Origin of the sequence: Spirulina sp. CCY15215, from assembly GCF_016888125.1 — a bacterium.
Lineage (GTDB): Bacteria > Cyanobacteriota > Cyanobacteriia > Cyanobacteriales > Spirulinaceae > CCY15215.
Genome location: NZ_JACSWA010000461.1, coordinates 17,292 through 35,713, shown reverse-complemented (window position 1 = coordinate 35,713; position 18,422 = coordinate 17,292). Strand labels below are relative to the sequence as shown.

The 18,422-nt window shown below is 41.6% G+C and carries 19 protein-coding genes and 1 tRNA gene; 14 read left to right on the top strand and 6 right to left on the bottom strand.

Annotated features, from left to right (window positions below; all coding sequences use genetic code 11):
• Window positions 1–126: 126 nt before the first annotated feature.
• Complete coding sequence (locus JUI58_RS14970; protein WP_204104599.1) at window positions 127–708, bottom strand: HAD family hydrolase; 582 nt, start codon at window positions 706–708, stop codon at window positions 127–129.
• Window positions 701–1,663 carry a glycosyltransferase family 9 protein gene (locus JUI58_RS14965; RefSeq protein ID WP_204104598.1) on the bottom strand — a complete coding sequence of 321 codons (963 nt, stop codon included), beginning with the start codon at window positions 1,661–1,663 and terminating at the stop codon, window positions 701–703. The genes JUI58_RS14970 and JUI58_RS14965 overlap by 8 nt, the downstream gene beginning before the upstream one ends.
• Window positions 1,664–1,752: 89 nt before the next feature.
• On the opposite strand from JUI58_RS14965, the gene ispD reads away from it, so the two are divergent.
• Window positions 1,753–2,433 carry a 2-C-methyl-D-erythritol 4-phosphate cytidylyltransferase gene (gene ispD / locus JUI58_RS14960; protein WP_204104597.1) on the top strand — a complete coding sequence of 227 codons (681 nt, stop codon included), beginning with the start codon at window positions 1,753–1,755 and terminating at the stop codon, window positions 2,431–2,433.
• Between the two features lie 19 nt (window positions 2,434–2,452).
• Here ispD and JUI58_RS14955 read toward each other — a convergent pair whose 3' ends face one another.
• A complete protein-coding gene (locus JUI58_RS14955) occupies window positions 2,453–2,950 on the bottom strand; it encodes a hypothetical protein (RefSeq protein WP_204104596.1) in 498 nt (165 codons plus the stop codon).
• Between the two features lie 8 nt (window positions 2,951–2,958).
• On the opposite strand from JUI58_RS14955, the gene JUI58_RS14950 reads away from it, so the two are divergent.
• Window positions 2,959–3,501 carry a hypothetical protein gene (locus JUI58_RS14950; protein WP_204104595.1) on the top strand — a complete coding sequence of 181 codons (543 nt, stop codon included), beginning with the start codon at window positions 2,959–2,961 and terminating at the stop codon, window positions 3,499–3,501.
• A gap of 42 nt (window positions 3,502–3,543) precedes the next feature.
• Window positions 3,544–4,476: a glycosyltransferase gene (locus tag JUI58_RS14945; protein ID WP_204104594.1), complete on the top strand. Its 933-nt coding sequence runs from the start codon at window positions 3,544–3,546 to the stop codon at window positions 4,474–4,476.
• Window positions 4,477–4,498: 22 nt separating this feature from the next.
• Here JUI58_RS14945 and JUI58_RS14940 read toward each other — a convergent pair whose 3' ends face one another.
• Window positions 4,499–4,948, bottom strand: coding sequence for a YggT family protein (locus JUI58_RS14940; RefSeq protein ID WP_204104593.1), 450 nt, complete (start codon window positions 4,946–4,948; stop codon window positions 4,499–4,501).
• Window positions 4,949–5,040: 92 nt separating this feature from the next.
• Between JUI58_RS14940 and JUI58_RS14935 the strand changes: the two genes are divergently transcribed.
• The 11 genes from JUI58_RS14935 to JUI58_RS14885 all read left to right on the top strand — a co-directional run bounded on the left by JUI58_RS14935 (window position 5,041) and on the right by JUI58_RS14885 (window position 16,572).
• Complete coding sequence (locus tag JUI58_RS14935) at window positions 5,041–6,210, top strand: tetratricopeptide repeat protein (protein WP_204104592.1); 1,170 nt, start codon at window positions 5,041–5,043, stop codon at window positions 6,208–6,210.
• A 69-nt stretch (window positions 6,211–6,279) separates the two neighbouring features.
• Window positions 6,280–8,754: an ATP-dependent DNA helicase RecG gene (gene recG / locus JUI58_RS14930; RefSeq protein WP_204104591.1), complete on the top strand. Its 2,475-nt coding sequence runs from the start codon at window positions 6,280–6,282 to the stop codon at window positions 8,752–8,754.
• An 83-nt stretch (window positions 8,755–8,837) separates the two neighbouring features.
• Entirely contained in the window at window positions 8,838–9,695 is an 858-nt protein-coding gene (locus JUI58_RS14925) for a cyclic nucleotide-binding domain-containing protein (protein WP_204104590.1), read from the top strand.
• A gap of 59 nt (window positions 9,696–9,754) precedes the next feature.
• Window positions 9,755–10,756, top strand: coding sequence for a DUF389 domain-containing protein (locus JUI58_RS14920; RefSeq protein ID WP_204104589.1), 1,002 nt, complete (start codon window positions 9,755–9,757; stop codon window positions 10,754–10,756).
• Between the two features lie 114 nt (window positions 10,757–10,870).
• Window positions 10,871–12,709, top strand: a complete 1,839-nt coding sequence (locus JUI58_RS14915; RefSeq protein ID WP_204104588.1) for a carbamoyltransferase — start codon at window positions 10,871–10,873, stop codon at window positions 12,707–12,709.
• A gap of 69 nt (window positions 12,710–12,778) precedes the next feature.
• Window positions 12,779–13,522 (top strand): phytochelatin synthase family protein, encoded by a 744-nt coding sequence (locus tag JUI58_RS14910; protein WP_204104587.1) that lies wholly within the window; start codon window positions 12,779–12,781, stop codon window positions 13,520–13,522.
• 37 nt (window positions 13,523–13,559) lie between these two features.
• On the top strand, window positions 13,560–13,964 hold the full coding sequence (locus JUI58_RS14905; RefSeq protein ID WP_204104586.1) for an SxtJ family membrane protein: 405 nt from the start codon (window positions 13,560–13,562) through the stop codon (window positions 13,962–13,964).
• Window positions 13,964–14,116 carry a DUF5989 family protein gene (locus JUI58_RS14900; protein ID WP_204104585.1) on the top strand — a complete coding sequence of 51 codons (153 nt, stop codon included), beginning with the start codon at window positions 13,964–13,966 and terminating at the stop codon, window positions 14,114–14,116. Before JUI58_RS14905 ends, JUI58_RS14900 begins: the two co-directional genes overlap by 1 nt.
• A 116-nt stretch (window positions 14,117–14,232) precedes the next feature.
• Entirely contained in the window at window positions 14,233–15,378 is a 1,146-nt protein-coding gene (locus tag JUI58_RS14895; protein ID WP_204104584.1) for an SGNH/GDSL hydrolase family protein, read from the top strand.
• 5 nt (window positions 15,379–15,383) lie between these two features.
• A complete protein-coding gene (gene thrB, locus JUI58_RS14890; RefSeq protein WP_204104583.1) occupies window positions 15,384–16,340 on the top strand; it encodes a homoserine kinase in 957 nt (318 codons plus the stop codon).
• 159 nt (window positions 16,341–16,499) lie between these two features.
• A tRNA-Thr gene (locus tag JUI58_RS14885) sits at window positions 16,500–16,572 on the top strand.
• A gap of 31 nt (window positions 16,573–16,603) precedes the next feature.
• Here JUI58_RS14885 and JUI58_RS14880 read toward each other — a convergent pair.
• Both JUI58_RS14880 and JUI58_RS14875 read right to left on the bottom strand, forming a co-directional pair.
• Window positions 16,604–17,941: a hypothetical protein gene (locus JUI58_RS14880; RefSeq protein ID WP_204104582.1), complete on the bottom strand. Its 1,338-nt coding sequence runs from the start codon at window positions 17,939–17,941 to the stop codon at window positions 16,604–16,606.
• Window positions 17,942–18,091: 150 nt separating this feature from the next.
• Complete coding sequence (locus JUI58_RS14875) at window positions 18,092–18,322, bottom strand: hypothetical protein (RefSeq protein WP_204104601.1); 231 nt, start codon at window positions 18,320–18,322, stop codon at window positions 18,092–18,094.
• Window positions 18,323–18,422: the final 100 nt, after the last annotated feature.

The following is an 18,422-nucleotide window of genomic DNA, read 5'->3' as shown; positions in this document are numbered from 1 at the left end:
CACTGAGAACGCCAGTTGTTCTGGGAACGCTACGAGGTCTCTCGTAGCTGAAAGAATCCCCAACCATAATCTTTGATTTGGTTGGGGAGCGTTCAAGAAAAAATGGATGATGAAACAATTTGAGATTTATCTTTTCTGTAAAATCCACTCTACAGCCTCCACTAAGTCCGCCGCAGTAAAGTCAGGAGTTGAGTGATGTTGATATTTTCCTCCAATAACATCCTTGCCGTAGCCAGTTTTCACTAAAATACCTTTTGCTCCAGCATTTCTCGCTAAATCCACATCCGTTGCTTTATCTCCCACCATAAAACTGCGAGAGATATCGAGATCGTGTTCCCATGCCGCCGCCACTAACATCCCCGTATTGGGTTTGCGCCACGTACTCCAGCAAGCATATTCGGCATCGACTCCCCCGGCGGGAGGAGCAAGATAGGGACAATAATAGAGAGCATCTAATTTCGCCCCTGCTTCCTCATTTAAGAGATGCACGAGGCGATGGTGTAGCGCCTCAATGTGAGTCACGGGAAAGTAACCCCGCGCTGGTCCCGCTTGGTTAGAAACCATACAGCAAAACCAGCCCGCATCATTGAGACGGCGCACGGCTTTTGCCACCCCCTCAATGAGTGCCAAGTCCTCAACCTTGTGGATGTAACCCACTTCTTTGTTGAGGACTCCATCTCGATCTAAAAATATTGCCGGTTTACTCACGCCAAATTTGCTCAATAACGGTAACTGGGGCAATATCGGCGATCGCCTTGGAAGGAGACTGAATGCCGATACATTTGTCGCTACCGGGAGGAAGGAGTTTCTTCGCTTCCGTCGGTCCGAATAGGGCAATAGTATAGGTTCCCACGGCGATCGCCAAGTGCATAGGGGCGCTATCGGTACACAGCATTAAATTGGCCCCGGCGATAAGTGCGGCGAGTTTACCAATATCTGGAGGTGAGACGGTTTTTAACTCGCGATCGCCTGCCAGCATTTGCGCGATAAATTCCTCATCTTCAGGACCCTTGAGCAAAACAATAGGTAAATTCGGCTGTTTTTGGCGGATATTTTCGACAATTTGCAGCCAGCTTTTGACAGGATAAATTTTGTCAATTCCCTTACTGAGTGCCAATTTACTCGAGCCACCGTGAAGGAGAATATAACCGCTTTCCTTCACATCAAGGTTCTTTTGTTCCACTTCCGCCCAGTCAATATCCTCTTTGAGAACAGTAACACCAACGGGAGGACAGGATGCTGCAATATGTAAACCATCGAGGAGATCGTGATACATCTCGGCGGCATATTGTTCTTGTTTTAAGGGGACGGTATTGGTAAAAAAGCAGCCCTTTTTCATGTTGTAACCAATGCGATCGGGAATTCCTTCCAGCCAGAGGAGTAACCCGACGGTCCATTGTTGTCCGAGGGCGATCGCCGCTTCGTATTCGCGATCGCGCAGGACTCCCAAGAGGTTGAGATAGTCGGCTAAACCGTTACGATCCTTATAGTCAAAGAGAAGAACTTCATTCACCGAAGGGCAAACGCGGTACGCCCCCTTCGATCGCGGTTCCACCAAAACATCGATTAATGCTTGGGGATATTGCTGTTTGAGGGTGGTCAGAGTTGGGAAAAAGAGAATCTGATCGCCAATTCCACCGGGGACGAGGGCTAATATTCGCATCTCAATTCACGGAATTTGAGTTAATCAAGGTCAATTTTAAGGGAAGATGAGAGCCAGATGGATTTATTTTGGAAAGATTCAATTTGCGTATGCACTTACTCATCCCTGCTGCTGGTTTAGGAAAACGCATGGGAGGCGATCGCAATAAGCTCCTCTTGACCCTGTTGAAGCGGCCTTTACTGACGTGGACGTTACGGGCGGCGGAGGCATCCGAGAGAATCACTTGGATTGGTATCATGGGGCAGTCTTATGATTTTAAGGCATTTCGGGAGATTTTAAGGGAGGCCAATCTCTCTAAACCCGTGGAGTTGATTGAAGGGGGGGTTACTCGTCAAGAGTCGGTTTACAACGGCTTGCAGGGGCTGCCAGAGGGTGCTGAAGGCGTTTTGATTCACGATGGGGCGCGATGTTTGGCGACACCGCAATTATTCGATCGCTGTGCTATTGCTCTAGAATCTTGTTCGGGCTTAATTGCGGCGGTTCCGGTGAAGGATACGATTAAAGTGGTTGGGGATGGGGGCATTATTCAAAGCACTCCCGATCGCGCTAATCTCTGGGCAGCACAAACGCCCCAAGGGTTTGAGGTGAAGTTATTAAAGGAATGTCACGAAAAAGGCAAGCAGTTGGGTTGGGAAGTAACCGACGATGCGGCCTTATTTGAAAGGTGCGATCTACCTGTGGAAATTGTCCAGGGAGAAGAAACAAATCTTAAGATTACAACTCCGGTGGATTTGGCGATCGCGGAGTTTATTTTGCAAAATCGGAGTTGATCGGGGCATTGCGATCGCTTTACTTTCTAAAAAAGCCCTTGAAATCGAACCCATCTTGCCGATAGGCTATGGTTTTAGACGGATCGACTTTCGGTAACTTTACTTTTGCTTCTTTTGGGGGTGGAGTTTCTTCTTGGGGATTGTTTTCTGTTGTTGCCAACATTGTTTTTTGCTTGAGAACAATGGCTTCTAGAGTTTCTACATATTCTAAAAGAGAGATGCTTGTATTTCCATATTGCGTTAATTCGTCTAGAGTTCTTTCTCTTGCCTCTTCCATAATTTTTTGTAAAGTTTGGTTGAGGTCTACAAGTTCTTGTTGTGTTATCCTCTCAATACCTACTGTATTGTCAGAGAGAATTCTTTCTATTGTTTTTTTTAGTTCTATCGCAAGTCTTTCTAATTTTACATAAAAAAGAGCCTTTTCTTGTGTTGATGTAAATTCATTGAAATCTTGCGATTTTCCCTGGTTTTGTTGATACGATTTGATTGACATTTTTAAAAAATCCTCTAATGACAAATATTATAATGACAAATATTAAGCTAACCTACGAATATTGCTTAAATTCAATTAATCAATTGAGTGGAGAACTTGATAAAATCAACACAAAACTTGCGGTACTTCTAACCTTTAGCGGTGTTTTAGTCAATTTTGGTAAAGACTTACCTAGCTCATCTGTATTCATTAATTGTACCTCAACTTACTATCCTTGTCCAGCTTGCTATTTATTAAAGTTTGTAGCATATTCCTTTTTCATTATTGCGATCGCGATCGGATTGCGGGGTTTGGCTGCAACAAGTAGTACAAGAAATGGAAAGATCATTTTACCAGAACAACTTCTCTCCGATGACTGGAATCGGGCAGAGGAAGAAATTTATCTAATCTCTTTAATTCAGTATTTAGAAAAAGAAACTTTGTTAGAGTTAGAAAAAATGCGTAACAAAAAGGAAAACATATTCAGTTTAGCAAGTTTTTCTCTAGGGATAGCTGTAATGCTTTTATGCCTAGATGAAATATTGAGCATCTCAATTCCAGTATTAGGAAATCTTTGTTTAAATTTACCTCATTAACTTAATCCTAAAATTCCATCAATTTATTACCTATTACCTGAAATGAACATTTCTGTTATTATCCCTATTTACAACGGCGCGGAAGATTTACCCTATTTATTGACTTGCTTGCAAGAACAAACTTATCCTGCGTCGCAAGTGGAGTATATTTTGGTTAATAATAATAGCAGCGATCGCACGGGGGAAATCCTCGCAACTGCGGTGGCTGAATTTGCCCAGAAAGGACTGTTTGTACTCCCATTAAACGAAACAAAAGTCCAAGGTTCTTATGCGGCACGAAATGCAGGAATTCGCGCCGCAAAATACGATATTTTTGCCTTTACCGATGCCGACTGTCGCCCTTGTCCGCAATGGCTAGAATTGCTGGTTAAACCCTTTGCAAATCCTGAAATTGGTTTGGTTGCAGGGGAAATACAAGCCCTTCCGAGTACAAATTGGCTAGAAAGATATAGCGATCGCAAGGAAACTCTTTCTCAAAAACATACTTTAGCCAATTCGTTTTGTCCTTATGGTCAAACTGCTAATTTAGCCATTCGTAAACAAGCATTTGAACAAGTGGGCTTATTTCGTCCTTATTTAACCACGGGAGGAGATGCGGATATTTGTTGGCGAATCCTACGAGAAACAGACTGGAAATTAGAGTTTATAGAAACAGCATTTATTCGCCATCGCCATCGCTCCACTCTACCAGAATTACGCAGTCAATGGCGACGCTACGGACGTTCTAATCGCTATTTACACGAACTACATGGAGTCGAACTAATGCCAGAGCAAAACCTCAACAAAACTCTTTATCGTTTGAGCCGTTGGATATTAAAAGAAATCCCTTTAAATTTTGTTAAATTATTAGCACAAAAAGCCGATTTTGTTGATATAATGTGGACTCCTTTAGATTTGATTACTTATCAAGCTAGAAGCGAAGGACAGAAAACAGCAAAGCTGCCTGAAGAAGCGAAAGAAATTACCCCGTTTTAAAGATTTTACTCTAAAATTTTGGCTATCCAATTTGCTCTTGGATATAGCGAATAATCCAAACCCCCACACTGCAAAGAACAGCATAGATTATCATGGCAATCAGGAGATTCACATCAAAAATATTTTCTCCTAGTGTTGCTTCCGTACTTTGCACAGGACTTATAAATAAGGTCGAAAACGGAGCAACAAATGGGTTAGATAGCCCATAGATAGTTTGAGCAAAAATATTATCAGGATTTGCCCCAAATATTCGCAAGAATAAGCGCATTCCTAAGAGAACTTCGAGAAGCCCAACTAAGAAATATATACTATTAACGATACGAGCAAATAAGACCCTGCGTTGGCCAACTCTATGATGCTGATTCTCCTGTCGTAGTCGTTCAGTTTCTTCTTGAGCTTGCTGAATTACCAACTGCTCATTATGATTTGATTGATGGGGATCTGGCTGATTTCGATTAGGAGGCTGGTTCATGGAATATATTCAAAATGTAATTATAACTAACTTCTACAAAGTTTTCACATTGATCGCGAGATCGCCTGCTAATGCCGTATCGCATTAAAATAGTGTCATCATCAAATTTGTATACCCAACAATTGGGAGTGCGCCTCGTGAAATTTCCTTGGTATTTGTTCGGTTTGTTCGCTACAATTTGTGTTGCTTTACCCGTCGAAGCAGCGCAATTGTGGGAAGATGCCGATCGCGATCGCCTTATCCTAGCCCAGTCTCTAGCTCAATCTATAGACAATCTTAACGAACAATTGCAAATACCTCCCTTGCATCTGCGTCCCGGTAATACGCAACGGGGAAGCGATCGCAATGAGGGGGACCTGCTGTTACGGTTGGGGGGACAGTCTTACGAAAAAGGTGAATTCGATAAGGCGATCGCCCAGTGGTTACAAGCCTTAGACTTTTACGAAAGGGTTGGCGACACAGAGGCGATCGGCACAACTTATGATTATTTAGGGGTGACATTTGCCAAAGCGGGGTATTATGCGGAAGCGGAAAATGTTTTGCGTCGTCGTTTGGCGATCGCCCGAGATCTACAAGATGTGCGCGGACAGATTCACGGTTTAAATAATTTGGGAACTATCCTTTTAACGAATAGTAATCCCCTCGGTGCAGAGGCCAGTTTTGCTGAAGCCCTCGAACTTTCTCGTTATATCAGTTATCAGGAAGGAGAGGGTTTAAGTTTAAGTAATTTGGGATTAGCATCGGCTTATTTGGGTCGCTATGAAGCGGCGATTAAATACTATAAACGTGCTAATATATTTCGCCGTCGTTTTAGAGATTTTGCGGGACAAGCGAATACATTTAATAATTTGGGTAATGCCTATGCGGCTATGGGACAACACGATCTAGCCGTGGCAGAATATCGTTTGGCGAGATGGTACTCTCGGGAAGGAAGAGATATGGAAAATCTCTTTCGCGCTTTACGGGGATTGGCTATTTCTTATGGCAAAATTAATGAGTTTAGTGCTGCATTTCAATCTCTAGATTGGTGGATTGATTTAGCACGCAATGAAAAGAATTTAGCGCAAGAATTGGCAGGTTTATCATTGTATGCTCGTTATCATAGCGCTTTAGGACGGCGAGAAATGGCTGTTATTTTATATGAAAATGCGATCGCGATCGCCCAAAAACTCAATGACGAACAATCTCGCGGCCAATTAATGAACGAACTTTCTCAAGTGATTTATGATTTTCCTTTTGGTAGACCGCGATCGCCTTACTAGAAAAAATTTAAACTAGAATGAGTAGTGCATTAGTACAATTAAAGAGGGTCAAATTTGGAGTAAGGGGACGTGGCTGAATTACCAGACTGGGAGAGACTGAAAAAATCGTTAACGATAGAAGCGGAAAGGGGTTTTGGCGACCTCCAGGGCAAACAGCACCGTTTTAGTGAGTTTATGGTGCTAAATTTCCGCAAACCGTTACCCATCACGGTAGGAACCCCAGTGCAACGCCGTCGCTGGAAGGCGATGGCGCAGGAATTTGCCCTTTATCCGGAATGCGATCGCGACCAGAGAGAGACTCTGATTAATATTGCTCGCCCTCTCCTCCAAGACCTCCAGAAGAGTGCAAGAGAAGTTTCTCCTCCTTTAGACTCAAAAGAAGGTAAAACTGAATCTTTACGGGTTAAAGAGCTAGAAAGCAAGGTTAAAAGTGAAGATTTAACCCTAGATACACCCCTCAAATCTTTACCAGAAATTCAACAGCGCGGGAGTGCTTCCGCTTTGGTGCGTTTGGATTTAAACACCGTGCGAGATGTCTTATTTTACTATCCGAGAGATCATATTGATTATGCCCGTCAAGCCAATATTACCGAATTGGTTGAAGGGGAAACAGTGACAATTGTGGGAAGTATTAAAAGTTGTACTTGTTTCACCAGTCCTAAGAATAGAAAACTGACTATTTTCGATCTGCGACTGCGCGATCGCACGGGACAAATTAAACTCAACCGCTTTTTTCACGGTCCGCGTTTTAGCAACCGAGGTTGGCAAGAACAGCAAAAAAGACAGTATCCTGTAGGGGCGATCGCCGCCGCTTCGGGACTGGTTAAAAAGAATAAATATGGCATTACTTTAGACAACCCAGAAATTGAAATTCTCGACGGTCCTGGGGCTGCCATTGAATCTCCAAATATTGGGCGTATTTTGCCCGTTTATCCCCTCACGGAAGGGGTTTCTGCGGATGTGGTGAGACGGGCAGTTTTAGCGGCACTTCCTGCCTGCGATCGCCTTGAAGATCCTTTACCCCAGGAAATTAAACAACAGTATGGCTTAATTGATTTAAAAGAGGCGATCGCGAATATTCATTTTCCTGGCGATCGTGAAGCCTTAACTCATGCCCGTCGCCGTTTAGTCTTCGATGAATTCTTTTATTTACAACTGGGCTTTCTTCAGCGTCGTCAACAACAAAAACAACTGCAAAATAGTGCCATTCTTTCACCAGAAGGAGAACTATTAGATCGCTTTCGAGGAATGTTACCATTTACATTAACTAATGCTCAAAAACGGGTTATTAGCGATATTTTACAAGACTTAAATTCCTCATCTCCCATGAATCGTTTGGTACAAGGCGATGTAGGATCGGGGAAAACAATTGTTGCCGTTTTTGCTATTTTAGCCGCCATTCAGTCTGGTTATCAAGCAGCATTAATGGCACCAACGGAAGTTTTAGCAGAACAGCATTATCGAAAATTAGTTAACTGGTTTAATTTACTTTATTTACCTACAGATTTGCTGACAGGTTCGACAAAAGTTCGCAAGCGCAGAGAAATTCACGGTCATTTATTTACAGGAGAATTACCTTTATTAGTGGGAACTCATGCTTTAATTGAAGACCCCGTACAATTTCGTCGTTTAGGTTTAGTTGTCATTGACGAACAACATCGCTTTGGGGTGCATCAACGAGCAAAACTACTGGCAAAAGGAGAATCTCCCCATGTTTTAACCATGACTGCAACTCCTATTCCTCGCACCCTATCTTTAACTTTACATGGAGATTTAGATGTCTCTCAAATTGATGAATTACCCCCAGGACGACAACCCATTCAAACAACAGCATTAGCAGGCAAACAGAGGCAACAGGCTTACGATTTAATTCGCCGAGAAATTGTGCAGGGAAGACAGGCTTATATTATTCTACCATTGGTTGAAGAATCCGAAAAATTGGATGCTCGTGCGGCAATTCAGGAAAGCAAACATTTACAAGAAAAGATTTTTCCCGATTTTAAGGTGGGACTATTACACGGTCGCATGAGTTCGGCAGATAAAGATGAAGTTTTAAGTCAATTTAGAGAAAATGAAATACAGATTATTGTTTCCACAACCGTGATTGAAGTAGGAGTAGATATTCCTAATGCAACTATTATTTTAATTGAAAATGCCGAACGATTTGGACTCTCTCAATTACACCAGTTAAGAGGACGAGTGGGACGAGGTTCGCATCAGTCCTATTGTTTTTTAATGAGTAGCAGTAAGAGTCCCGATTCTCGCCAGCGTTTGAGTGTTTTGGAACAGTCTCAAGATGGATTTTTTATCTCAGAAATGGATTTGCGTTTTCGAGGTCCTGGGCAAGTTTTGGGGACAAAACAATCGGGTTTGGCAGACTTTGCTTTGGCGAGTTTGGTGGAAGATCAGGAGGTTTTAGTATTAGCGAGAGATGCTGCGGAAAAAATCATTCTAGCTGATGGAAATTTGGGGGGAATGTCTTCACTCAAAAAAGAGTTAGAGGCACGCTATCAAAAAATGATGGGGGGGACGATTTTAACATAAAGTTATATTAATGATTTTCTATTGTAAAATTTACAAAAATTTGCCAAGCTAGAGCATAATCTTAGTGCAGAAGGCCAAAAACGATGTATGTAGAAGAATTATACGAAATCCTCAAACAAACCGATATCGGCAAAAATCTGTCTTTAGAGGAAGTTGGCCAACTCCGAGAAGCGGGAACATTGGTTAACTTTAAAGACAATGATATTTTAATGCGTCAAGGAGACGACAGTGATTCTATCCTGGTTCTGTTACACGGAGAAGCAGAAATCCTGAAAGAGTCCGAGGACGGTTCTAGCAAACATATTCGCGATGTAGGACGAGGGGATGTTTTGGGGGAATTAGGGGTGATTATGAAAACCCCTCGTAGTTGTACTATTCGCGCAAAAACGGTAATGCTAACCTTTGCGATCGCGCGATCGTCCTTTGAGAAATTAATGTCTGATGGTAGCAGTATCGGGGGCAAATTATCCATTCATATTGCCCGAGCAATTGGCAACCGAATGCAGTTACTCACCGATGAAGTCTTTAATCTTTTGCAGCAAAATGATTCTTTATTAGACTCCATTGAAAAGTTACGCAATTCTTCTTCTCAACAAGAACTCGAACAGTTGCGGGTGACATTACTCAAACGGGCCGAACATTTAAGACATAATAATCTTAAAATCAAAAAACAACTCTTGAATCTAAATTCGGAAATCCAACAAGCTAAAACTGCTCGCAAAGGAGCGCAATTTATGGTATTAATGGCGGTGGGAGGATTTATGGCTTTGATCGGTGCTTATTTATTAGGCTCTTATTATCGAGCAACCCCTGAATTATCGCAAGATCGCTCTTTTCCTGCTATTATTCCTTATATTGATGATGCTGATACTTGTGAAAAAAGAGGCAGCTATTGGATTGAAGAACAATGTTGGGATTACGAACATAATCGCGATTTTTAGATCGAGAGATGAGAACTCATTTCTTAATTTGGGGCGATCGCTAATCTCTCTATAAAAAAATGCAAAAAATTTGGCAAACGATTAAAAAAAATGGTTTGGGTGCAATTCCTATTCTCAAACTGCGACAATCTCTTCTCGAAGAATCTAAATTAACGCAACATTATCTTGTTCTCATTGTTGCTTCTTGTCTGATTGCGACATTGGGATTATTAATTAATAGTACCGCAGTCATTATCGGTGCGATGATTGTTGCCCCTCTTATGTTACCGATTCGGGGTTTTTCCTTTGCCACTTTAGAAGGCGATCTCGAACTTTTGCGAGTTAGTTCTCTAGCTATCATTTTCGGTACAATTCTCTCTCTTTTTATTTCTTGGATGGTGGGGGATATCGTGGGTTTACCCGAGTTTGGTTCAGAAGTAATCTCTCGAACTCAACCCACTCTTATCGATCTTTCTATTGCTGTTGTAGCGGGGGCTGTAGGGGGTTACGCCAAAATTCGTCCCTCTATTGGCGATACGATTCCTGGAGTAGCGATTTCTGTTGCTCTTATGCCTCCTCTTTGTGTTGTCGGTCTTTCTCTCTCTCAAGGAGATATATCAGCTTCTAGTGGAGCAATGTTACTCTACATCACTAATCTCATAGGAATCAATTTAGCTTGCTTAGGGGTTTATGTGATAACCGGCTATGCTCATAATAGCGAACTCAGTCGCACTCTTTCTTGGGGAGTATCAATTTTTCTCTTTCTGCTTCTTGCGATTCCTCTGGGTATTAGCTTTTGGCAATTGTCGGGGAAAACCCGTGCCAATAAATCCCTCAAACGCATTCTCGTTAGCGATGCTTTTCTAAACCGACCGGATATTAAATTAACGCGATCGCAAGTGGACTGGAAAACAAATCCGCCTTCCATTACTTTAACCGTTCAAGTTCGAGAGGATATCCGTCCCGAGGAAGTTCGAGAGGCAGAAAAACTCCTCCAAGATGAAATGGGACAACCTTTTACAGTGATATTTGATGTTACTCTTTCTCACTTAGTCAAGTCTTCCCCCAACTCTACCGATTAATCCAAGTAAATCTATCATGGAAAAATCATTGAAATTGTTGAGAAAAACAAAGCGATCGCAACTTAAACTGTAGCTGCTAGGATATTAAGTCAATTAGCCTTTTGCGATCGCCAGATGCACATCCTCGGAATCTCTGCCTATTACCACGATAGCGCCGCCGCCCTCATCCGTGAAGGTCAAATCCTCGCCGCCGCCCAAGAAGAACGATTTTCGCGCCAAAAACACGATGCTAGATTTCCAGGGAAGGCGATCGCCTACTGTTTGCAAACCGCCGCTATTCCCCTCAGAAAACTCGATTATATTGTCTTCTACGAAAAACCCTTCATTACCTTTGAACGCCTTCTCGAAACCTATATCTCCTATGCACCCAAAGGGTTTCGGTCTTTTCTCACGGCCATGTCTGCATGGTTGCAGGAAAAACTTTATCTCAAAACCGTCCTAAAAAAAGAACTGGCTCGCCTCGGGGACTGTAAAGTAAAAGAACTTCCTCCTCTTCTCTTCAGCGAACATCACCAGTCTCATGCCGCTTCAGCCTTTTTCCCCAGTCCTTTCCCCAAAGCTGCCGTTCTCTGTCTCGATGCCGTGGGAGAATGGGCGACAACTTCCCTTTGGTTGGGAGAAAATAATCAACTCGTTCCCCAATGGGAGATAAATTTTCCTCACTCCTTGGGAATGCTCTACTCGGCTTTCACTTATTATACCGGATTTAAAGTTAATTCCGGGGAATACAAACTCATGGGACTCGCCCCCTACGGCGACCCTCAATATACTAATCTCATCCTCGACTATCTTATTGATCTCAAGGATGACGGCACATTCCGGCTAGACATGGACTATTTCAACTATGCCACTGGGTTGACCATGACAAACCGGAAATTCCATCGCCTCTTTGGTGCGCCTCCTCGGAAAAGAGAGAGCCAGATCGGGCAAAAGGAGATGGATATCGCCGCATCGGTGCAAAAAGTAACAGAAGAAATTGTCCTGCGTTTGGCACAAACCGCACATAAAGAACTACAAACCGAGTATCTTTGTTTGGCGGGTGGAGTTGCCCTAAATTGCGTCGCTAACGGGCGTTTATTGCGGGAAGGACCTTTTCGGGATATTTGGATTCAACCCGCCGCAGGGGACGCAGGAGGGGCAATTGGGGCAGCTTTGGCGATTTGGTATCAGTATTGCGATCGCCCCCGCCAAGTGTCCACCACAGATATGATGCAAGGAACTTATTTGGGACCGCGTTTTAATAACAAGGAAATTCGCCAGTATCTTGATGATATTGGGGCAAAATATCAACATCTTGAAGACGAAAAATTAATGCCAGAATTGGCAGAAATTTTAGATAAGGGAAATGTAGTCGGTTGGTTTCAATGTCGCATGGAATTCGGTCCCCGCGCCCTCGGAAATCGCTCTATTATTGGCGATCCTCGTAATACAGAAATGCAATCTACCATGAATTTAAAAATTAAATATCGCGAGTCTTTTCGTCCTTTTGCCCCCTCAGTTTTAGCAGAACGAGTTTCTGATTATTTTGCCTTAGATCGCCAGAGTCCTTATATGTTATTAGTGGCTCCTCTACAAGCAGAATTACATTCTCCCATGACGGAAGAACAACAGCAATTATTCGGAATTGAAAAGTTAAAAATTTCTCGTTCTACCCTTCCCGCTATTACTCATGTAGACTATTCTGCAAGAGTGCAAACCGTACACAAAGAAACCAATCCTCGCTATTATGATCTTCTCAGTCATTTTGAAGCAAAAACCGGGTGCGGTGTTTTGGTGAATACATCCTTCAATGTTCGCGGAGAACCCATTGTTTGTACTCCTGAAGATGCCTATCGCTGTTTCATGCGAACAGAAATGGACTATTTAGTTTTGGAAAACTTCTTACTGTCAAAACCTGACCAACCTGAATGGCAAAAAGATGAGTCTTGGCGAGATGAATTTGAGTTAGATTAAGAAAAATTTTGCTACTATATCCTTAAATTACAAAAAACCCGAATCTAAAACATTACACCCTGATAAATCATGATCTTTCCTAAAATCCCTTTAACTCAATTTGCTTTAAATGCGGGTAAACTCTCCTTTTTCCTTGTTTGTTTCCTAGGAGGAGAGGCGATCGCGCAAACTCTTCCTCTCCGCGAAAATCTGATTAATTTGGATTCCTTAGAAGGGGCAAATTTACTATTTGACAGTCAAGCAAGGCGAGATTATCTCCCTCTTAGTTTACAGTTTGTCAGTCAAGATAACCTCGCTTATTGTGGGGTTGCAAGTATGGTTATGGTTCTCAATGCTTTAGGAATTGAAGCCCCAGAAGCACCCGAATATCGTACCTATCGAGTCTTTACCCAAGATAACTTTTTCAATAATCCCAAAACTCAAGCAGTGCTTCCCAAAGAAACAGTGATGCAGCAGGGAATGACTTTGGCAGAATTGACAGGATTTTTGCAAAGTTATGGACTTGATACCAACACTTATCATGGTGGAGAAATCTCTTTGGCAGAATTTCGCCAGCGCATTATTACTAATTTAGGACAACCCGATAATTTTGTTTTAGTGAATTATCTTCGCAGCGAAATTGGTCAAGAAAAAGGAGGTCATATTTCCCCGATCGCAGCTTACAATGAAGAAAGCGATCGCTTCCTCATTCTCGATGTTGCGCGATACAAATATCCCCCTATTTGGGTCAGTGTCGAGGAACTTTGGCATTCTACCAATACCATCGATTCGACATCAGGAAAAACACGAGGTTTTGTTTTAATTAGCAAATAATAATCTCTTTTGAGTTAACAGCAATGACTTTAGAATAATGACTTTAGAATTAAACAAAACGAAAAAAGAACTGCGCCAATTTGGAATGCTTTTGGGAACATTTATACCCCTTCTCTTTGGCTTAATTTTGCCTTGGTTGTGGAATCATGGTTTTCCTGTATTGCCTTGGGTATTGGGGGGAGTATTTTGGTTTCTGGCGATCGCCTTTCCTCCTTCTCTCCAACCTGTCTATAAGGGATGGATGAAAATTGCGGAAATTCTCGCTTGGATCAATTCTCGTATTATTCTGGGAATTATCTTTTTTGCGATCGTTACCCCAATGGGGTTTATAATGCGTCTGATGCAACGAGATCCAATGGCAAAGAAATGCGATCGCCAAGCCGAAACTTATCGTATTAGCAGCCAAAAACGCAGCCGAGAAAGTATGGAGAATCCTTACTAATGCTAGATTTAATTAAAGACCTTTGGGGCTTTTTAAAAGAACGGAAAAAATATTGGCTTGCACCTTTAATTATTGCTTTAGTATTATTGGGTGCGCTAATTGTCTTTACTCAAGGATCCGCGATCGCGCCTTTTATTTACACGCTATTTTGAATTAAGTTTGCAGAAAAATTGGCACGAATATGATAAATTAAAAGCGTGTATTATCCTGTCTCCTTTTTGCAGGAAATTTTTCTCCAAGATCAAATTTTTTAGATTGGCGATCGCCCATGAAATTAAAACAATTTCTTATTACCCTTAAAAGTTACACTGCGATCGGACTGATTACATTAGTTTTCCTAGAAATTGCTTTCCAATTTTCTAGTTTCAAACCTTTACAAAATTTATCAGGATTTAATAACTTATATAAAGTATCCGATCGCGATAAATTCGGCGATAGTGCCTGTGGTTCTTATTGGTGGAAATCTCAATTTATCAAACGCTATGAAAGCGATCGCGGACTCATTCGTGATGCCAGATTACACGATACCCATCCTACTCGCGGCTGGACTCCTAAACCTAATCTTTCTGTTACTATTGATAATATTAAGTATACAACTAATCAACAAGGTCATCGTGCCTTAAAAGATTATAAACCAAACCCCGAACAATACACAGTTTTAGTTGTTGGAGACTCTTACACTTTTGGGATCGATACCGATGATTCTTTTCTGTGGACAAATCTTTTGCAAGCCAAAGATCGACGGTTAAATATTATTAACTTAGGAGTTGGCGGTTATGGGTTAGATCAAATCTATATTACCTTAAAAGAAAGTATTAAAACTTATCAACCCGATCTTGTAATTGCTGCATTTATTTCGGATGATATTTTTCGGATGCGCTTTGACTTCAGAGATTACAAAAAGCCAATATTAAAAATAAAAGGAGATAAATTGATTGTAAAAAATACTCCCATTGGTAGCTTAGAAGAAACGTATCAAGAAGTTAAGCAAGAATTAAAATGGACAACAATTCCATTCTTAAAACTCGATGATGTTGTTTATAATTTATCTATTTCTTGTCGAGAAGTAAATTATCAATTGCCCAGTAAAGTTTTTCTAGAAATGCTACAAATTGCCCAACAAGAAAAGGCTGATTTTCTCTTGACATACCTCGCCAGTAACCCAGAAGTTGAAAACCCCAATCATACAAGTTATGGAGAAAAAGTCTTCCAGCAATTTATCTCAGAAAATGAAGTGGATTCTTTGAATACCCGTCCTTATTTTTTAGCAGGAAACAAAGCGGGAAAAAATTATGGTGGCGGACATTATCAAAAATCCGAATCAATTCTGGTTGGAGATATCATTTATGATAGAATAAAAGACTCAAAATCTTTTCAAACATTTATTGTGGATCGCGTTTCCCCATCCCCTTAACTTGAATGCCTCTAGTCGCCTCTGTTACTGTTCCCGCAACTACTGCTAATCTCGGCCCCGGTTTTGATTGTATCGGTGTTGCTTTAACGTTGTATAATCAATTCGAGTTTATCTGTCTGGAAGAACCCGACGCGCCAAATGTTAAAATCAATGTACCAGGTACTCACTCTTCTTTAATTAGTAAGGATAAAACAAATTTAGTTTATCAAGCATTTACTAAACTTTACGAACATCTCGACCAAGATCCCCCTGCTGTAGAGATTAATATTAAAATGAGTATCCCCTTGGCACGAGGATTGGGAAGTTCTGCCACCGCAATTATTGGGGGACTATTGGGAGCAAATCAATTAGCGGGAACACCTTTAAGTGATGTTGAGATTTTGCAATTGGCGATCGCCATTGAAGGACATCCCGATAATATCGTCCCCGCATTATTAGGAGGATGTCGCCTTGCCACGGCTAGTCAAAACGAACTCGGTATGAGTTGGCAAATTTGCGATATCCCTTGGCATGAAAGCATTATTCCCACGATCGCAGTACCCAATTTTACCCTGTCAACCGAAAAAGCGCGATCGGTTCTTCCTCTTGAAGTCAGTCGCAGTGATGCAATTTTTAATATTTCTCGTATGGGATTGCTTTTAAGAGGGTTAGAAAAAGGAGATGAAAAATGGTTGCGAACAGCACTACAAGATAAAATTCACCAACCTTATCGTCAAATTCTGATTCCAGGTTATAAAGCAGTACAAAAAGCAACTATGGAAGCAGGTGCTTATGGTATGGTAATTAGTGGGGCTGGTCCTTCTTTACTCGCTTTAACCCATTTTCAGAAAGCAAAAGAAGTAGCTGCTGCCATGTCAGAAGCATGGAATGCGGAAGGAATTAACGCACAAGCGCGTCCCCTGAATATTGATACAAATGGTGCTAGGAGTCGCCGAGAAATGGTTACTCGTAGGATGCGGTAGGGATTTAGAAAAGTAGATGGAGTTGATTTTTTTGCCCTTGCACTTCCCAAAATCAGATAAAATTTGCTACACTATCATCTAGAGTTGCAAGGGTAGTTTAGCTTAAATACAACGCATTATTTGCGTGGCGCGTTTATCTGAAGATGTAGCTCTTATCGCGCTTCTGTAGCTCAACTGGTAGAGCACCTCACTTGTAATGAGGGGGTTGCAGGTTCAAGTCCTGTCAGAAGCCTATCTAAAATTCACTATCTAGGATTCACTATCTAGGATTCTAAACGCTTTTGCCATTCACGATCGCCTTTTTCTAGATTATCTAATTCTTGGTCGATTAAATCTGTTTCGGTCGAATAGCTTAACTCTTCTGTACCGATAATTTGCTCCCGAGCAAATTGACGAGTATAATCGAGTTTTTGTTGGATAATTGCATCAGGATTTTCTAATTTTTCCGCCCGTTGAATACGCTGATTATTGCGTTGTTGAATTTTTGCATTTTTCTGTTGAATCCAAAAATAGCGAATTAAAGGGATAGCAAAAAAGGCAATACCATATCCTAATAATAGCCAATAAATAGAAGCGACAAAAGCAACGAAACCGCCAATTTGAGCAGCAACATTTCCCTGCATTAACGACCATAAGGTTAAGGCACCAATTATATTCACGCTTCCCAAGGCGATCGCCCCCATAATTTGACCGCTTCCCGCAGCACTGAAATGATAGGGATGTTCGGGTAGAATCTTAGTCAATTTTGAGGTTGCTTTTTGTTTTCCTGCTGTTACTTGTAATTCGGGAAAATAGTAAATAATTTCCCCTTCAGGAGAGACTTCAGGATAACCGTTAAATCGCGATAGGATAGGCAACATATAACTTTCTTCTTCAAGGGCGATCGCGTCGATCTCATCGAGATAGGGAGTGATTTGCTGGGCAATAATCGCCCCACTATTCTTGCGAATTAGGCGACCGATCTCTTGCCAACGTCGCTCTTCTAAGTCAATATTGGGATTACCATCTCCAAATAAGAAGGAAAAAATGGCTTCTAAAAAGTTGAGTTCGCTTTTTTCCGAGGAAGATGACGGCGATCGCCTCTGTCGCCGAGAATGGTCTGAGTAACCGTAACTGGGGTTAAAAATCCAAAAGAAATCAGACCAAAACCAAAAACGGGGAAAAAACCCAAATCCACCACCTCCCCTAGAATTAGAGGAACTTCCCCCACCTCCCCCACCGGAATCATTATCATTAGAAGAATTGAGAGCAATAATGATAATAAAGATCGCGAGAAAGATCAAAACAATAGAAAGAAGCAGAAGGATGCCAAAGGAAATCCGAATCAAGTAGAAAAGGACATTCCAGATTTTGTCCCACCACTCTTGCAGTCGCAAGCGTAAATATTTATTGCGGAGAATGGCTTGAAAATTTTTCGGGAAAACGTAGGCAATATCGCCAGATTCAGCAACTTGCAAATTCGCACCCGAATCTGATGCTAAAACCAATAATCCTTGCTGTGCTAAGTTGATATCTAATCCAGCTTTTGCCGCGATATCGCCCACAGTAACGCGATATCCAAGTTGTTCGACAGATTTAATAATGGCGGGGTTTGGAGTCATTGCCAGTTCTCAATCTTTTGAAGTTCTATCTTCTAGTATATAATTGAGAACTTACTCTTGGTTGGATCTGATAAAATCCTTGAGGAGCAATCGACTCCAACAAGTTCACTCTAATGATTGCTATAAATGGGATTCAAGCGATCGCAAAGTTTAGTAAGCTAAGGTTTCTAAAGTTTCCCGCAAATAAGAACGTACCAAGCTATCGATTCGATCGAGTTGATCACCATTTTGATCACCAGGAGCATTTTTGAGTTGTCGTTCTAGCATCCAACGCTGAAATCCGGAACTATTGGCGATCGCCTCTTTTAAACTACACCAAACCTCACAATCGTTGGTATTGCCAGTTTGTGCTGAAAAATCCGTTGCTGTCGAACTGGGCATTTGCACCTCCAAGGTTAACAATATTTTCACAATATTTTTATAATATCTTGATTTCTCTCTCCATTATGATGCAGATTACACAAAATCTGCTTAATTCTCT

Excerpts from the sequence above, each read along its gene's own strand:
- JUI58_RS14945 (WP_204104594.1), top strand. The coding sequence starts at position 3,544 with ATGAACATTTCTGTTATTATCCCTATTTACAACGGCGCGGAAGATTTA.
- ispD (WP_204104597.1), top strand. The coding sequence starts at position 1,753 with ATGCACTTACTCATCCCTGCTGCTGGTTTAGGAAAACGCATGGGAGGC.
- JUI58_RS14940 (WP_204104593.1), bottom strand. The coding sequence starts at position 4,948 with ATGAACCAGCCTCCTAATCGAAATCAGCCAGATCCCCATCAATCAAAT.
- JUI58_RS14950 (WP_204104595.1), top strand. The coding sequence starts at position 2,959 with ATGACAAATATTAAGCTAACCTACGAATATTGCTTAAATTCAATTAAT.
- JUI58_RS14900 (WP_204104585.1), top strand. The coding sequence starts at position 13,964 with ATGCTAGATTTAATTAAAGACCTTTGGGGCTTTTTAAAAGAACGGAAA.
- JUI58_RS14875 (WP_204104601.1), bottom strand. The coding sequence starts at position 18,322 with ATGCCCAGTTCGACAGCAACGGATTTTTCAGCACAAACTGGCAATACC.
- JUI58_RS14905 (WP_204104586.1), top strand. The coding sequence starts at position 13,560 with ATGACTTTAGAATTAAACAAAACGAAAAAAGAACTGCGCCAATTTGGA.
- JUI58_RS14925 (WP_204104590.1), top strand. The coding sequence starts at position 8,838 with ATGTATGTAGAAGAATTATACGAAATCCTCAAACAAACCGATATCGGC.
- thrB (WP_204104583.1), top strand. The coding sequence starts at position 15,384 with ATGCCTCTAGTCGCCTCTGTTACTGTTCCCGCAACTACTGCTAATCTC.
- JUI58_RS14910 (WP_204104587.1), top strand. The coding sequence starts at position 12,779 with ATGATCTTTCCTAAAATCCCTTTAACTCAATTTGCTTTAAATGCGGGT.
- JUI58_RS14895 (WP_204104584.1), top strand. The coding sequence starts at position 14,233 with ATGAAATTAAAACAATTTCTTATTACCCTTAAAAGTTACACTGCGATC.
- JUI58_RS14880 (WP_204104582.1), bottom strand. The coding sequence starts at position 17,941 with ATGACTCCAAACCCCGCCATTATTAAATCTGTCGAACAACTTGGATAT.
- JUI58_RS14965 (WP_204104598.1), bottom strand. The coding sequence starts at position 1,663 with ATGCGAATATTAGCCCTCGTCCCCGGTGGAATTGGCGATCAGATTCTC.
- JUI58_RS14920 (WP_204104589.1), top strand. The coding sequence starts at position 9,755 with ATGCAAAAAATTTGGCAAACGATTAAAAAAAATGGTTTGGGTGCAATT.
- JUI58_RS14915 (WP_204104588.1), top strand. The coding sequence starts at position 10,871 with ATGCACATCCTCGGAATCTCTGCCTATTACCACGATAGCGCCGCCGCC.